The organism is Tamilnaduibacter salinus (genome assembly GCF_003096655.1).
Classification (GTDB): domain Bacteria; phylum Pseudomonadota; class Gammaproteobacteria; order Pseudomonadales; family Oleiphilaceae; genus Tamilnaduibacter; species Tamilnaduibacter salinus.
Window position 1 is genome coordinate 194,001 of record NZ_QEKQ01000002.1, and the last position, 15,517, is coordinate 209,517.

The window sequence follows — 15,517 nt, forward strand, 5'->3', positions numbered from 1 at the left end:
ACGAAATGCGACGGGGACGTGGCCGCACTGACCGCTGGGGGGCAGAATAGGCTTGTGAGCTATCCATGGCTGCGGCGCGCATGCAGCGGTTTAAGGTGACTGAAGTTTGCTCAGCCAGTCGTTAAAAATACGTTGGCGCAACTGGACATCCATCTTGGCAAACTGACTGGCCAATCCACCATAACCAACGTGCATGATGGACTCAGGAACGTGCTCATCAAAAACCGCAGAGAAAGCGTTCAAGGCTGTTTCCAGATCGTCTGATTGTTTGGCGAGCCGCATGAAGCTCAGATCATCCATCTGAACGGCTTTTTCGATGATCTTTTCGTATTGCTCCATTTGGAGTCAGCCCTCAATCACTTGTCTGGCGTCAGGTCGTCTTGATGCTGTGTGGTAACCGGTATGGGATGGTAGCAATCGGTTCCTTTCTTTGGCTAATTCCGTAGACGAACAGATAAGTGCGATGGCTCCAGATAGGTATCTTAAGTGGAGAGAGTGAATTGGGCGGTCTCTCCATGACTGCGCATAATATATATTATGTTAAATAGAGTGTGTGAGCGACGCACCGTAAATGACGCACCAACAGAATTGATGCCCTTCCTCGGTTTGCCGAATGCTGATAACGGTTGGGACGGAGGATTGCGCGTTGCACGCTGAAGAGGCGTCGGTGGCCTCCAACAGTCTGTGAATGTGACTGGCGTATGTGAGGCCGCCGACGTGTATTGGGCGAGTGTCGCCGAAATGGTTATTTGTTGGTGATCTGTTTCTGGTGCTCCAGCATCTGCTCCATCATGAGCTGCATCTGGTCCATTCGCTGCTGCATCATCTCGATGCGCTTATCCACGCTCTGAGTTCGACGCTTGTCTTTTGACTGGCTCTGGCCATTCATGCCTTCGCCCATTCCATCTCCCATCATGCCCTGATGCCCCTGCATCATGCCGGGCCCCATCATTCCCCGGTGCATGAGCTCCATCTGGTTATCCATCGCTTCCCAGTGCTCCTGCATTATTTTCCGCCTCTCAGCGGCGGAATCCGCGTCAGGTATGCGCTGCATCATGCCGTGCATGCGGGACCAGTTTTGATTCATTTGCTGCATGTGGTCTGATTCCATCATACCGGGGCCGTGGCCCTGCCAGGTGCCCTGCTCACCGTGTGCGAATGCCCACACCGGGGCGGCGCCAAGAATGGCGCAGACGACGATCTGTTTCATGGTATTCATGGCGATTCTCTCCTTCACGTTCTGCGGTGCGCTGTCCGGCTACAGGTCGTCCATTCGTCCCACTTGGCTTGCCAGACGTTTCGCCTCATTCGTTTCCATGGTCAGTAAGGACTCAAGCAGATCCCTCGCCTCAGGAATTTCCGCCCGCTCAGAGAGGTTCTGAAACAGCGTCATGATCTGATCATGAAATTCCATGACTTGCTGATAGATGGCGTCAAAGTTGAGTTGTGCGTAGTGCGGATCGCAGGACTCGTGGGAATGGACCGTTTGGTGCTTGAGGTAATCGTAAATTCGGGTTGAGAGCGTGTTTTTGGCGCTCTGGTGTTCAAATTCGTCGACAATGCGGGAAAGCTCGTTTTCGTGCGAAGCAAGGTACGTCAAAAGGGCTTTCGCGCGGTCGTCATCATGATGGGCGGCGCAATGCCTTAGACAAGTCGCCAGATTCTGGTGAAGATCGCGTGTCCAGTCGATCAATTCACCGAAGGTTTTAATATCCATACCGGGGTCCCTTTCTGCTGCGGCCGTGGCGCCTACGTTCTCACTGGACGTGCAAGACCAAAGAGTTTCTGACGATATAGCGAGTTCACCACACTCACCTTAATTCTAGCTGAATGTATCGCCTCTGCGATCCGACCGACTTGATATGTCTCTTGGATTATTGGTGACGGTGTCCGTGGTTGTCCTGCGTATCATTGAGCGCCGAACGTTTCAGAAACACATGCTCAACGCCGGCTATGACAATCATTGTTAGGACGGCCAAGACGATGACGAAGGGGTCGGTGTGCAATTTGACCCACACGAAACCGCTCAGCGCGAGTGCATCAAGCAGAATGGCGGCGACGGGCACCCAGACTCTTGCGCCGACATCGGTCCGCAGATAGCGCAGAACCCCCCAATGGATGGCGATGTCCATAATGAGATAGAACACGATTCCCAGCGCCGCAATTCGGGAAAGATCGAAAAACGCCGTGAGTATCAGGCCGAGAACCACGGTGTAGACCAGCGTATGCTTCTGGATGCTGCCGGGCATGCCGAAATGGCTGTGGGGAACCAGTTTCATTTCAGTCAGCATCGCGAGCATTCTGGAAACGGCGAAGATGCTCGCCAGAATGCCTCCCGCAGTTGCCATCATAGCGATGGCAACAGTAAACCAGACGCCGTATTGGCCCAGAGCCGGTCCCGCGGCTGCCGCAAGCGAGTAATTCCGCGTTTCGATGATTTCCGGTAGTGACAGATTGCTGGCTACCGCGAATCCAACCAGCGTGTAGATGAGAACGCATGCGGCAATCGAAATAATGATTGCACGCCCAACGTTGCGGTGCGGATCTTTGACCTCAGAGCCGCTGTTGGTAATCGTTGTGAAGCCCTTGAACGCGAGTACCCCGAGCGCGGTTGCCCCAAGGAACTGTCCGAAATCCCCGGCCTGCTCGGAGGACTGTAGATCGATGGAAACGCTATCAGCGATCCACACACCCACTAGGCCGAATACCAGGATTCCCCCGATTTTCAGGACTCCAATAAGAGAGGCCACGCCCTGAACAAAACGATTGCCAAGGAGATTAATTATAAATGCGACAAGGATCAGTGATACGCCCAGCACCGGAACCATACGACCACTCTCATCACCTCCGAAAAGCTGCATGGTGTATGAGCCAAATGTGCGCGCGAGAAAGCTTTGGGCAATCACCATCGAGAAGTACATCAGAAGTGCATTGAATGCCGTTGGCAACCGGTTGCCGTAGGCTTTATGGAGATACATGCCGATTCCACCGGCGGAGGGCCAAGTGTTGGAGATCTTAATGTAAGAGTAGGCACTGAAGCTCATGATAATAGCCGCCGCCAGAAAGGCGAGCGGAAACAGTGAGCCCGTCATTTCGGCCATCTGGCCTGTTAGAGCAAAGATCCCCGCACCGATCATCACGCCGGTTCCGAGCATCACCGTACCGGAAAGATTGAGGCTGCCCTCCCGATAGTGGGTGCTCCTGTCCTCCTCGCGGCTCATTCAACCTCCTTTATCCGCCATTAAGCCATCATGGCCACTCATATCCTTCAGTGAGTGCGCGTGGGGCTGGAGAGAGCGTTTCGCCCTCACCCAGCCCCGCTCCAATCAGAACACCATTCGCATACCGATGACGGCAAACCAGTTCTCGGGGTCACCGCCCCCGGCTTCGGTCAGGTCGGCGGTGTTGCCATATTGACGCTCATGAACGACGCCAACGTAGGGAGAAATGGTCCGATCTATCAGGTCATAGCTTGCTCTTAAGCCGGTCTCGGTTGAAACCAGGCCGGTGCCAACACCAATTTCGCGGTCGTCACTGAACGCGATCGTACCGTCCAGCGTAGCGGAGAGGATCCAGTAGTTTGTCAGAAGCAGCTCGTACTCCGCATCCACCTCAGCGGAAGCGTCGCCCTCATCGCTGATGTACAGGCTGCCATCAATTTCGAACCACTGCGGCGCTAGTCCGGCAATGCCCAAGACCGCGTAGGTCCGGTCCTGACCTTCCGGGGTATCGATTCGGATACCCGCCCTTGCATCGAAAAACCGTGAGATCGGCGTCTGGGCGACGAACTGGTTCTCCAGTGTTTCGTAGGCCTGTTCGTTGATCGCGTATTCGCCAGTGGTCAGCCAGCGGGCCTTGAGCTCGTCCGTCCCATAAAAGAGGTCCCCATTCCAGACAACGAGTTCCTCATCCGCGTCACTGTAGCGATACTCGAATTCCTCGAACTGCACCCCCCAGGTGGTAAGCGCCTGTTTCCTCGGTGTGGTGTCTTCAATCATGCTCTGCGCGGTGACAGTGGCAGGGCTCAGGAAAAGACCTGTGAGGGTCGCCAAGCTCGTTAAGCTCAATCGGTTCATGCGTCACCTCCGAGGCCTGTTTCAGCGTCTGCCTGGGATGAAGGCGCGCCTTCGACAAAGACCTTGCGGAACATACCGGCAGCGGCGTGGTACGAAAGGTGGCAATGGAAGGCCCACTGCCCTGGCGCATCGACCTCCGTTTCCATGTAGACGGTTGTGCCTGGCTGGACGTTGACGGTGTGCTTCACCGGGTTCCACTTGCCCTCACCGACATCGAGAATGGACCACATACCATGAAGATGCATGGGGTGCGTCATCATGGTTTCGTTGACGAACTTGAATCGGACACGTTCGCCATACTGCAGCCTGATTGGGTCGGCGTCTTCGTACTTGACGCCGTTGATGCTCCAGGTGTAACGCTCCATGTTCCCGGTCAGCCGGAGTTCGATCTCCCGCGTCGGTTCCCGGTCCTCATAAAGAGGCTTCTGGGCCCTGAGATCAGCGTATGACAGAAAGCGTCCGCCGTTGGCTGCATTCGGCGTGAGGCCGCTGCCTTTGGCGTAGAAACGGTCACCGGCCGTCTTGTGTGGACTGCCGTCATCGCCCATTCCGGCCATTTGCGAATGATCCATATCCGATGTCGCCATGTCGTCGTGATTCATGGCGCCCTCGCTTTCACCAGCGCTATCGGCGTTGGCATCGTCCATGGACATATCCCCGTGGTCCATATCCATCCCGGGCATGCCGCCCATGTCGGCCATGGTCAGACGAGCCGGGGCACGAAGCTCTGGGACAGAAGCCTCCATCCCCTGCTTCGCAGCGAGCGTAGCTCGTGCGTAACCTGAGCGGCCCATGGATTCGGCGAAAATGGTGTAAGCCTTATCGTCCGTTGGACGGACAAGGACATCATAGGTCTCGGCGACTCCGATACGGAGTTCATCCACCGGAACGGGCTGGACGTTATTGCCATCGGCCTGAACCACGGTCATTTCCAGACCCGGTATCCTCACATCAAAAAAGGTCATCGCAGAGGAGTTGATGATGCGCAAACGAATCCGCTCGCCCGGTTCGAAAAGTCCCGTCCAGTTCTGCTCCGGGCCTTTGCCGTTGATAAGGCCTGCGAAGCCCTGAACATCTTCAACATCGGCTTTCATCATGCGCATACCACCCCATGCGAGGCGGTCGCGGAGGCTGTTCATCAGGCCGTTTTCCGAGGCGTCCGACAGGAACTCGCCCACCGTCTGCTGTTCCCGATTGTAGTAATCCGGCATCATTTTCAGATTCCGCATCACGCGCTCGCCGGAGTGGGGGTGTTTGTCCGTAAGTTGAACCACATATTCCCGATCGTAGCGGAACGGCTCCCTCTCTTTCGGCTCGATAATGATCGCGCCATACGCGCCGTCCGGCTCCTGGAAGCCGGAGTGGCTGTGGTACCAGTAGGTGCCCGCCTGTGTGGTGGGGAATTGGTAGGTGAATGTTTCCCCGGGCGCGATCCCCTCAAAGCTGATGCCGGGAACACCGTCCATCTGGAACGGCAGGATTAGACCATGCCAGTGGATGGATGTCGGCGAGTCGAGGCGATTGGTGACGTTGATGGTCACGTCCTCCCCCTCTTCGAAACGTAATACGGGACCAGGCGAACCCCCGTTGTAGCCGATGCCTTCCTTCTTGAAGTCGCCCGTGTCGATGGTGACGCGGTCGACCGTCAGGTTGTACTCACCTGCACTGACGGACAGGGGGAGGAGCAGGGCCAGTAACAGCCCTGCTCCCTTCATTCGGGTGTGGATCATGGAAGTGGCTCTCGTGTAGTGATTGGTTACTGGACGTTGATGCTGCCGTGCATGCCGGACTGATAGTGCCCGGGAACGTTGCACGCGAATTGCAGATTGGTGTCTTTCGAGAAATGCCAGATCATTTCCCGGCTCTGTCCCGGTTCGAGCAGGACACTGTTCGGGTCGTCGTGTTTCATGCCATGACCCTCCATACCCATCCGGTCGCGGTGGAGTGTGCCGCCCTCGATGATGCCGTTCTGTACCATTGACATCATTTCACCCCGATGGGCCTTATGCATTGAAGGGGTGCCGATGTTGAATTCGTGCACGAGGCTCCCGGCATTTCGGACTTTGAATCGGATGGTTTCGCCCTGCTCGATTTTCAGACTCTTGGGTTCGTAGTAGTTATCCATCATGCGGATCTGGACGGTCCGGTCTACCGAGCGCTCTTTTCCCGGTTTTCCGATACTGGCGCCATGATGGCCGCCCTCGTGGGCGCCCGCGGCTAGCGCCGAGCTGGACGAGGCAAAGGCCATCGCGGTCATGGCAGCGGTAACAAACGTCTTTTTCACCATTATGCGGACTCCTTTCGTTTGGTCGCGTATGCAAGCGGCGATATCGCCACGTTGCTGGTATTTCCGTCGGCAACGATGCCACTTATGATGTGAGCTCAAACTGAATCCTTTCTGAACCGGGAGCGGGTCATACCGTTCAGCTTCAGTTAAGTCTGTGCTGGCAATCTCCCTGATTCGGAACGGACAGCGACGGGCTGTTTATTCCTTTTCCGGGCGGCCGCGCCCGGTGACGAATGTCCGTGCCCCTGAAACAAGTGTGGATGACTGATGCGACTGTTACTCGTCGAGGACGATGCAATGCTCGTTCAGAGCTTGAGGCCTCACCTCACAAGAGCCGGTTTTGCAGTGGATTGTTTTCACAACGCGAAACAGGCACTCGCCGTGGGTCACCGAGAGGACTACAAGGCGGCGATTCTGGACATCGGCCTGCCGGACGGGAACGGCCTTGATATTCTCCGTAAATGGCGTCAGCAAGGGGTACTGTTGCCGATCCTGCTCCTCACAGCCCGGGGAGACTGGCAGGACAAGGTCAGCGGCCTGAAGGCGGGCGCGGATGATTATCTGGCCAAACCCTTTCATGTGGAGGAACTGATTGCACGCCTGAATGCCTTGGTTCGTCGCAGTGAGGGGCATGCCAACCCCATCCTGACGGTGGGCCGCTACAAGCTGGATCAGGATCGTCAGCAGGTGTGCTGTGCGGACAGTCAGTGGCAGAACCTCACGGGAATGGAATACCGGATGCTGCGCTATTTCATGACGCACCCCGAACGCATTCTCTCGAAGGATGATCTTCTGGAGCAGCTTTACAATCTTGATGCCGAGCCAAGCCATAACCTGATTGAAGCGTATGTACGTCGCCTGAGGGTTTTGCTGGGCCGCAACGTCATTCAGACCCGCCGTGGACAGGGGTATGTCTTTGATCCGCAGTAGACTGCATCGTTACTCAATCCGGGCCGCGTTGTTGCTTCTGTTACTTCCTTTGGCGCTGGCCTTTATGGGGGTTGCCTGGGTCGTCCACGGCGCCTTGCTGGAAAGAATGTCGCGCGACTTTTTCGAGTTCCGGCTTGAACAGGAATCCGCGCTGATCCGTCAGCAACTGGAGGCGAGTTACCCGGAAGTCGAGTTTCATCGGCTGCACCACACGCTCTCCCTGCAGAGATTTCATCATACGTTCGCGATCCGTATGGGAGATCGGACGTGGTCAGCGAGCGAACCGATGCGCGTGGCTCTTTTCGAGGCGACCGACGGCCGTGTCCGTGAGTTGGTCACTCTCGAATCCGGGGGCGATCAGCTTCTCGCGTACCGGGCGGAGTTCACAGTCCAGGGCGAAGCGGTCGTCGTCGTGGTGGCCGAGGACTATGGCGCGCTCGCCGCTGCTCAGGGCGAGCTTCACCTCTGGGTCGGAGTGGTGTCGTTCGTTCTTCTGCTGCTGCTGATTATTCTGATTGTTCTTGCTGTGCAATTCGCGATGCGGCCCGTCCAGCGCTTGCGCGGCGAACTTGTGTCCCTCCGTCAGGGCGAACAAAGTCGGTTGTCCGAGCGGGTCCCCAGTGAATTCGTGGAGTTGATCCGTCAGCTCAATGCTGTCCTTGATACACTGGATCAGCGCCTCGAAACCTCCCGCCAATCCATTGCAAACCTCTCGCACAGTGTCAAAACGCCGGTTTCCGTACTCATGCAGTGGCTGGAAGATCCTGGCAAGCAGTTTGACCCAACAGATCGTCAACAGATGATCCGCCGTCTGCGCGACCTGGATGAGTATCTCAACGCCCAGATGCGCCGGAGTCGCCTGTCCGGTCCTCAGGTGGGGCAGGCCGCTCTACCTGTCGATCAGACTCGCGATATGCTTTGGATGATGGGGCGTCTGCACATCGACAAGCAATTTGACTTCGAGGCCCGTTTTGCTCCTGACACGCGATGGCCGGTTGAAGAACAGGACTTCAATGAGCTGCTTGGAAATCTTGTCGAAAATGCTGGCAAATGGGCCGATCGTCTCGTTGCGGTCTGGTTATCGATGAATGGTGAACATCTGATCATCGAGGTTGAAGATGATGGTCCTGGCGTGCCTCCAGAACAGAGAGAGCAGCTCGGAACCCGTGGTTTAAGGCTTGATGAGCAAACGGAGGGGCACGGTCTCGGACTGTCGATCGTCCGGGATATTGTGAATCGCTACCACGGTGAGCTTTGTTTCGGCGACGGTCGGTACCTCTGTGGGCTGCGGGTGCGAATCATGCTGCCCTATGGATATGTGGATTGAGGCGTTATGAAGGAGGATTAAAATTCGCCTCAAGGTCGCTGAAAAAACATAGAAACCGAGCCTCAAGAACGTCGTCATGCACCCGGATTTCCTCGATGATCCCGGAGAACCGGTTTGAAAACCGAATCCGCCCCGCGATTCGATCCAGAGCCGCCCCGATATTATCGAGATCCTCATACGAACCGAACCAGTCGTGGCGGATCATATGCTGTGTTGTGCGCTGCATGGGTTCGGGCATCAGGGGTTGGCCCCTTGCCAGGTCTTGGTAAAGCGACTCGATGAACGGGCGTTTTGGGGTGTCCGTGAACTCTTCCCAATGCCTTAGCAGGTAGTGATCAAACAGGACGTCCAGGGCGACGCCGGCGAAGCGTCGTCGCTGGCGGGAAAACAGTGTCTTGCAGGCCTGAACGTCCGGGTGGGCGTCCGTGTATCGATCCACGGCCCGATGGTTCATGAGGCCGGCGCGGACATCGTTTGGTAGCGCGTCTGGATCGATCCCCTGTGCAAAATCGCCGAGCAGGTTGCCGACACGGGATTCCACGGTCGGTCGGGATAGGTAAAGGTGAGCCAGGTGATTCATGATGGGCGTCGTTTTCGCTTTCCTGGGATTGTGGCAGACTGATCGCCATTCTGTCGCTCAGGGAGCTCTCTAACCCATGGCATTCGATGCCGCGTTCCTGCTGCCGTACGATTTCTCACCACTGACCATTTTGGCCTACATGGCCGTCCTGGCGCTTTACGGCATCGCGATACTCAAGCTTGGCCCCGGTGAGCGGCCCGGTGTTGTCCGGATCATCGCATTCCTTCTCGGTGTGCTGCTGTGTTACGCGGTGATGCAGACCCGGTACGATTACTACGCGCAGTACATGTTCTTTATCCATCGTGGGCAGCATCTGATTCTGCACCATCTCGGCCCGGTACTGATTGCGCTGTCGAATCCGCTGCCCGTCATCCGATTCTGGCATGCGCGCTTACCCTCGTCTGCTGCCCTGCTCCTGGCACCACTCAACATGATTTACAGGGTGTTGCAGCAACCCGTGATCGCTGCCGTGCTGTTCGTTGGTTTGATTTACTTCTGGTTGTGGCCGGCCGTCCACTTCGACGCCATGTTAAGCCGGAACCTGTATTGGGTGATGAACTGGAGCATGCTGATTGACGGGCTGCTGTTCTGGTGGCTGATTCTGGACCCACGTCGGCCGCAGAAAGGCCGGACCCTGAGCTATGGCATGCGAAACCTGATGCTCGTACTGGTCGCGATTCCGCAGATTGCACTCGGGGCCTGGATCGCGTTCTCCCGGGGCACGATCTATGACGTTTACGCGGTCTGCGGCCGGGCCTGGCCCATGGCAGCGGAGACGGATCAGTTCATCGGGGGCGTCCTGACCTGGGTGCCGCCGGCCATGATGAGCATTATTGGTATTTTGCTGGTGCTGCGATTCATGGCGGTTCACAGTCGGGCGGACGATCACTATCGTGCGGTGGCGGGTCATCAGCCAGACGCCACGAATCCGGTGACCTGATCAGATCGCATAACGGACATTAAGAGAGGCACGTAATGCGTTGTCAAAAGAGGTTTTTTGCGGCGGCTTCTGCTGCGCTCGCCGTCACCCTGCTTTCGGGATGCGGTTCGTCCGAGCCGAGCTTCCATGCGAAGGACATCAGTGGGCTGATGCCCGAGCTGTCGTATTCACTGACGAACTCGAAGGGCGAGCCGGCCAGCGCCTCGGACTACGAGGGGCAGGTTCGTGCGATGTTTTTCGGATTTACCAATTGCCCGGATGTCTGCCCAACGACCATGGCCGAACTGAACAAAGCGGTGAAGGCCATGCCCGATGACAAGCAGGATGATATGACCGTCCTCTTCGTCAGCGTGGACCCGGAACGGGACACGCCTGAAAAACTGGCCCAGTACACCAACTTCTTCGGCGATCGGATTGTGGGAATGACCGGCCCTGAAGCATCCCTCCGGGATCTGGCCAAGCGCTACCGCACCACCTTTGGCTACGGCGAGCCAAACGAAGAAGGCAATTACGATGTCTCTCACAGCGGTGCGATCTACGTCTTTGATGAACAGGGCAAGGCGCGCCTGCTGATGCGCTCCGACCTGACGCCGGAGCAGATGGCGGCGGATTTTGAGGCATTGATGACGGAGGCGGGGTAAGGCGTCTTCGGAAGGAATGATCCCGTAGCCGAACATTTATGTTCGGAGGAGCCGTGAGGCTCCCACAAAACAACCGGCCAAGCACACGCGATCGGCGGCCTGCCGGCCGCTCCGAACATAAATGTTCGGCTACATTAACGACCGAACCAAACCACCGCCGAGATTGGGAGTTACAGCGCCAGAATTTCCCTCAGAAACGCCCCAATGTCCTGAATCTCCTCCAGGCACACGCTATGGTCCATCGGGAACGTCTGATAGCGGACGTTGTAACCCAGCTCGCGCAGCGTCGATTCGCTATGACGGCCCAGTGCTTCGGGGACCATCGGATCCTGAGTGCCATGATAGACCCGGATCGGCAGTCCCTGGTTGGCTTCTGAACGTTGGATTGTGGCGTTGGTCGCAAAATAGCTGGATAGAGCCATCAGCCCCGCCAACCGGTCCGGATACGACAGCGCCAGCTCATACGCGACCGCCCCGCCCTGTGAAAAACCCGCCAGCACGATCCGTTCACTGGGCACGCCACGCTCGCGCTCCTGTTCGATGAACTCCCGGACCAGGTCTGCCGAATGGCGAATCTGCGCCTCGTCCACGGCCCGTTCCAGGTCCAGTGACTTGATGTCATGCCATGCGGGCATCTGCATGCCACCGTTGATGGTGACCGGCATGGTGGGCGCGTGGGGAAAGATGAAGCGCACGGCGGCCGAATCCGGCAGCTTCAGCTCCGGCACAACGGGTTCGAAATCATGGCCGCTGGCCCCGAGCCCGTGCAGCCAGATAACGGCCGCATCCGGATTGGCGCCGGTTTCCATCTCAATGGCTTGAAGCTGTGTCACGGTCACTCCTCTGAATTGCTCTGAAGGCTTTCCAGTGCGCTGCGCACCGGATTGGCGTACATATCAAGAAGATAGGGGGCGAGTGAGGGGGCCGATGTGTGCAGGTGTCGAGAGAATGCGGCAGAGGCCGCCTCGATCTCGTTCTGGTCCGGCAACCTGAAGCCCCCCTTCTCAAGCTGGCCCAACGGAGCCTCCTGGGCCTGTGCTTCATCGGTCATCAGCCAGGCCGCCAGATTGCTGGGATGCAGGCGGTAGTATCTGTGGATCTCATGGTCCACCTGCTGCGCCAGCGTCTTCGGATCATCGCCGGGCTCCTGGATCGGTGCTCCGAAGTGAACGTGCACCCGACCTTTCGGGCCACGCAGCCCCTGAAGAATCTGCGCGGTATCCTCGTCCGCGGACTTGCAGTAGTCCTGATCTTCTGCCCGACGGGCCAGCTCCCGGGCCTTTGCCTGATCGCAGGGGTCCCACTCGTAAGCGATGGACACGGGCACGATCCGAAGCGCGCGCATGGCCTCGGCGAACGCCGGCCCGCCTCGTTTCTGGCTCATATAGAGCATCTTGATGATGGCCGGGTCGGTGCCATCCCGACCGTCCTTGGCGCGCCCTTCCCGCTGAGCGATCCAGATGCTCTGGCGGTCCTGCTCAATGGAATGGTGAATGAACGCGGACAGAGTCTGAAATGCATTTCGCATTTCCCGGGGGCTGCTGAGATTGCGCTGCACCACAAAGCTCTTGTTGAGGCGCATCAGTTCGGCGAACTGGCGGTTTTCCAGCAGGTTGTCGCCGATGGCAATCCGCGCGGTGTCGTGTCCGTGACGATGCAGCAGACAGTTGACCAGTAGCGGATCGAACACGATGTCCCGGTGATTGCTGAGAAACAGGCAAGGGGCGTCCGGTAGGTTTTCCAGACCCGAACACGTCAACTCGGTGGTGGTGTGTGATACCAGCTGCTCCACCCATGGATAGAGCTTGATCTGCAGCGCGCGGATGCTGTCTGGCATTCCAAAGCGGTGCTGAAGCCACCACCGGACCATCCGCCGTCCCAGTGGCGCGAGCACGCCGGACAGCATCGGAAAACGCAGTTGCGTCACGGTATCCAGAAAACCGGGATCATCCAGAAGGCGCCGGGTGACGGCGGCCACCTCGTCGTCCCGGTAGGGTCGGATTGCGTCGAATGCCTGCATGAGTCGCTTTTGTTTGTCCGCAAAGGCCGGAATTGTACCCTCTGTCGGTGTCGGGGATAAGGGGCGGATTGGCGTTCAGGGCCTGGCGTTGCTCTGGTATCCTGTGCCCTTTCCCAGCAACCCCTGAGGAGCGCCCTTTCATGCCGGACGTGGCCGAACGCCCGCGCGCCAGCGAGAGCACGATGGAACATGCGGAGGATGTTCTGCACCGCGTGTTTGGCTTCGAGACGTTCCGCCCTATGCAGGGCGATGTGGTGCGTGCGCTGGTGTCCGGTGAGGATGCCCTGGTCCTGATGCCCACCGGGGGCGGTAAGTCGCTTTGCTATCAGGTGCCCGCCATGGTCCGCCCCGGCGTCGGTGTGGTGATCTCACCGTTGATCGCGTTGATGCAGGATCAGGTCGCGGCGCTGAATCAGCTTGGTGTCCGGGCAGCGTTCCTGAACTCGACCCAATCGCCCGATGAGGCGCGGGACATCGAGAACGCCCTGCTCTGCGGTGAGCTGGACCTGCTGTATTGCGCGCCGGAACGCCTGTTACAACCGCGCATGCTGGATCTGTTGTCATCCGCCCCGCTGGCGCTGTTCGCCATCGACGAGGCCCACTGCGTCTCCCAGTGGGGGCATGATTTCCGGGAGGATTATCTCAGCCTGGACATTCTCGAGCAGCGGTTCCCTCAGATCCCGCGTATTGCGCTGACCGCCACCGCCGACGAGCGCACGCGAACGGAAATCGCCCAGCGCCTACATTTGACGCAGGCGCGGCGCTTCATCAGCGGCTTTGACCGGCCGAACATTCAGTACCGCGTTGGCCAGAAGAACAACGCCAACAAGCAGCTGCTGGATTTTATCCGCCAGGAGCATCCCAGCGACTCGGGCATCGTCTATTGCCTTTCGCGCAACCGCGTTGAGAACACCGCTGACATGCTCGCAAAGGCCGGTTTCGACGCACTGCCCTACCATGCCGGGTTGCCCTCGGAAACACGCGCCCACCACCAGGAGCGCTTCCTGCGGGACGACGGAGTCATCATCGTCGCCACCATCGCGTTTGGCATGGGTATCGATAAGCCGGACGTCCGGTTCGTGGCCCATCTGGATCTGCCGAAAAGCATCGAAGCGTACTATCAGGAAACCGGCCGCGCTGGGCGTGATGGCCATCCTTCAACCGCCTGGATGGTGTATGGCCTTCAGGATGTGATCAAGCTCAGACAGATGCTGGAAGCGTCACCGGGCAGTGAGCACTTCAAGCGGGTTGAACGCCAGAAACTGGATGCCATGCTTGGCTTGTGCGAAGTCACCGAATGCCGTCGCAAAGCCATGCTGAGCTACTTTGGAGATCACCTCGAGGCGCCCTGTGGCAACTGCGACACCTGTCTGGAGCCCCCCGAAACCTGGGATGGCACGGTTGCGGTCCAGAAGGCCCTGTCCTGCGTGTACCGAACCGGGCAGCGTTACGGCGTCAATTACGTGATTGATGTGTTGCGTGGCAATGGGAATGAGCGCATCCGGCAGCAGGGGCACGACCATCTGTCGACCTTTGGAATTGGTGCGGATCTTACGGCCGTGAGCTGGAAATCCGTGTTCCGCCAGCTTGTGGCCGGCGGGTATCTGCGGGCGGATGCCGAGGGCTACGGGGCTCTGTCTCTGACCGAACAATGCCGGCCGCTGCTCAAGGGCGAGCGCAGCATCCAGCTGCGTCGCGATCCTGCACCTCGTAAGCGGAAAGTGGCGGAGCCCTCCGGTCGCTCCCGGCCGGAGCTGACGGTGAACGATCCGGACGGCTGGGAGCAGTTGCGTGCCTGCCGCAAGTCCCTGGCCGAAGAACAGGGTGTGCCGCCTTACATGATCTTCCATGACACGACGCTGATGGAGATACTTGAGCGCCGGCCCGACTCCCTTGAGGCGATGGCGGAGATCAATGGCGTGGGTCAGGCGAAGCTCGATAAATACGGCGAGGCATTCCTTGATGCCGTTGCGAAACTCGCGCCCCAGTCCTGATCAGCTCACCGCCTCAAACCCCTTTTTCCGGACCCGGTAATGGGCCGTTGAGCGGGCAACGATCTGGCCGCTCTCATCTTTTAGTTCACCTTCCAGTGTGAAGGAGGCGCGCCCCGTTTCATCGGCTTTTCTCTGAATGCTGTCCCGGACGCTGGCTGGCATCGTCAGCTCGATGGTGACGTCCGAGTCGGCCGGTGCCAGATACTCCATGGTCATCTCCTTGAGAATCGGGGTGTAATCCGGACCCATGTCAAACAGCGTCAGCACCCCACCCGGTATTTCGGCCACCAGGAAAGCGGCGCCGGCATAGAGGCTGCCAAAATGATTCCGGTTGCCTTTGAGCGCGATACGGGCCCGGACATAGCCCGAACGCACCGCTTCGACTGAGAACCGGTTCCTGGGGGCAAAGGGAATGGCGGCGCCAACCATGCGATTGACTATGATGTTCCCCCCTTTGCGCCTCAACCAGGCGAAAGGGCGGTCGAGCCCCGCTTCCTCTTCGGTGTCGGCGACCGCCTCCCCGGTGAGGCCGATCAGGCGATTCATAATGCCCATGTTGTGTTCCTCCTATCGTTATTGTTGTCGGGAGTCTCTGAAACCGTCCCTGCTACGGCACATTCTTATCGTTGCGCGGCGCCCCCGATCGACGCTCACCGATCAGCCAGATACGCCTCCCTTTCTGCGCTCCGTGCGCCTCGAACGTCACCGCATCAGGGGCTATT

16 protein-coding genes are annotated in these 15,517 nt (G+C 58.2%); 5 read left to right on the forward strand and 11 right to left on the reverse strand.

The genetic code is table 11. The features are described 5' to 3' along the window. Nucleotides 1–90: 90 nt before the first annotated feature. From C8D92_RS03480 to C8D92_RS03510, 7 genes are all read right to left on the reverse strand, one after another. Nucleotides 91–339 (reverse strand): hypothetical protein, encoded by a 249-nt coding sequence (locus C8D92_RS03480; RefSeq protein WP_095610595.1) that lies wholly within the window; start codon nucleotides 337–339, stop codon nucleotides 91–93. Between the two features lie 406 nt (nucleotides 340–745). Then, nucleotides 746–1,219, reverse strand: coding sequence for a hypothetical protein (locus C8D92_RS03485; RefSeq protein ID WP_116918409.1), 474 nt, complete (start codon nucleotides 1,217–1,219; stop codon nucleotides 746–748). A gap of 39 nt (nucleotides 1,220–1,258) precedes the next feature. Then, the gene (locus C8D92_RS03490; protein ID WP_116918410.1) at nucleotides 1,259–1,717 is read right to left on the reverse strand and encodes an ATPase; all 459 of its coding nucleotides are present in this window, start codon (nucleotides 1,715–1,717) and stop codon (nucleotides 1,259–1,261) included. A gap of 157 nt (nucleotides 1,718–1,874) precedes the next feature. Then, nucleotides 1,875–3,221, reverse strand: coding sequence for an APC family permease (locus tag C8D92_RS03495; protein WP_116918411.1), 1,347 nt, complete (start codon nucleotides 3,219–3,221; stop codon nucleotides 1,875–1,877). Nucleotides 3,222–3,326: 105 nt separating this feature from the next. Next, a complete protein-coding gene (locus tag C8D92_RS03500) occupies nucleotides 3,327–4,076 on the reverse strand; it encodes a copper resistance protein B (RefSeq protein ID WP_116918412.1) in 750 nt (249 codons plus the stop codon). Further along, a complete protein-coding gene (locus tag C8D92_RS03505) occupies nucleotides 4,073–5,806 on the reverse strand; it encodes a copper resistance system multicopper oxidase (RefSeq protein ID WP_116918413.1) in 1,734 nt (577 codons plus the stop codon). The genes C8D92_RS03500 and C8D92_RS03505 overlap by 4 nt, the downstream gene beginning before the upstream one ends. Before the next feature lie 26 nt (nucleotides 5,807–5,832). Continuing rightward, complete coding sequence (locus C8D92_RS03510; protein WP_243402338.1) at nucleotides 5,833–6,363, reverse strand: cupredoxin domain-containing protein; 531 nt, start codon at nucleotides 6,361–6,363, stop codon at nucleotides 5,833–5,835. A 267-nt stretch (nucleotides 6,364–6,630) separates the two neighbouring features. Between C8D92_RS03510 and C8D92_RS03515 the strand changes: the two genes are divergently transcribed. Next, a complete protein-coding gene (locus tag C8D92_RS03515) occupies nucleotides 6,631–7,293 on the forward strand; it encodes a response regulator transcription factor (protein WP_116918414.1) in 663 nt (220 codons plus the stop codon). Further along, the gene (locus C8D92_RS03520; protein ID WP_165819225.1) at nucleotides 7,280–8,620 is read left to right on the forward strand and encodes an ATP-binding protein; all 1,341 of its coding nucleotides are present in this window, start codon (nucleotides 7,280–7,282) and stop codon (nucleotides 8,618–8,620) included. Before C8D92_RS03515 ends, C8D92_RS03520 begins: the two co-directional genes overlap by 14 nt. Nucleotides 8,621–8,624: 4 nt before the next feature. Here C8D92_RS03520 and C8D92_RS03525 read toward each other — a convergent pair whose 3' ends face one another. Then, a complete protein-coding gene (locus C8D92_RS03525; protein ID WP_095610588.1) occupies nucleotides 8,625–9,200 on the reverse strand; it encodes an acyl carrier protein phosphodiesterase in 576 nt (191 codons plus the stop codon). Nucleotides 9,201–9,276: 76 nt separating this feature from the next. Here C8D92_RS03525 and C8D92_RS03530 point away from each other — a divergent pair, with 76 nt between their 5' ends. Further along, entirely contained in the window at nucleotides 9,277–10,140 is an 864-nt protein-coding gene (locus C8D92_RS03530) for a cytochrome c oxidase assembly protein (protein ID WP_095610587.1), read from the forward strand. Nucleotides 10,141–10,289: 149 nt separating this feature from the next. Continuing rightward, nucleotides 10,290–10,781: an SCO family protein gene (locus tag C8D92_RS03535; RefSeq protein ID WP_243402339.1), complete on the forward strand. Its 492-nt coding sequence runs from the start codon at nucleotides 10,290–10,292 to the stop codon at nucleotides 10,779–10,781. Between the two features lie 170 nt (nucleotides 10,782–10,951). Here C8D92_RS03535 and C8D92_RS03540 read toward each other — a convergent pair whose 3' ends face one another. Next, nucleotides 10,952–11,614, reverse strand: coding sequence for an alpha/beta hydrolase (locus tag C8D92_RS03540; protein WP_095610585.1), 663 nt, complete (start codon nucleotides 11,612–11,614; stop codon nucleotides 10,952–10,954). Nucleotides 11,615–11,616: 2 nt separating this feature from the next. After that, nucleotides 11,617–12,801, reverse strand: a complete 1,185-nt coding sequence (locus tag C8D92_RS03545) for a lysophospholipid acyltransferase family protein (RefSeq protein ID WP_095610584.1) — start codon at nucleotides 12,799–12,801, stop codon at nucleotides 11,617–11,619. A gap of 140 nt (nucleotides 12,802–12,941) precedes the next feature. On the opposite strand from C8D92_RS03545, the gene recQ reads away from it, so the two are divergent. Further along, the gene (recQ, locus tag C8D92_RS03550) at nucleotides 12,942–14,795 is read left to right on the forward strand and encodes a DNA helicase RecQ (protein ID WP_116918415.1); all 1,854 of its coding nucleotides are present in this window, start codon (nucleotides 12,942–12,944) and stop codon (nucleotides 14,793–14,795) included. Here recQ and C8D92_RS03555 read toward each other — a convergent pair whose 3' ends face one another. Further along, a complete protein-coding gene (locus C8D92_RS03555; protein ID WP_095610582.1) occupies nucleotides 14,796–15,350 on the reverse strand; it encodes a DUF4442 domain-containing protein in 555 nt (184 codons plus the stop codon). Nucleotides 15,351–15,517: the final 167 nt, after the last annotated feature.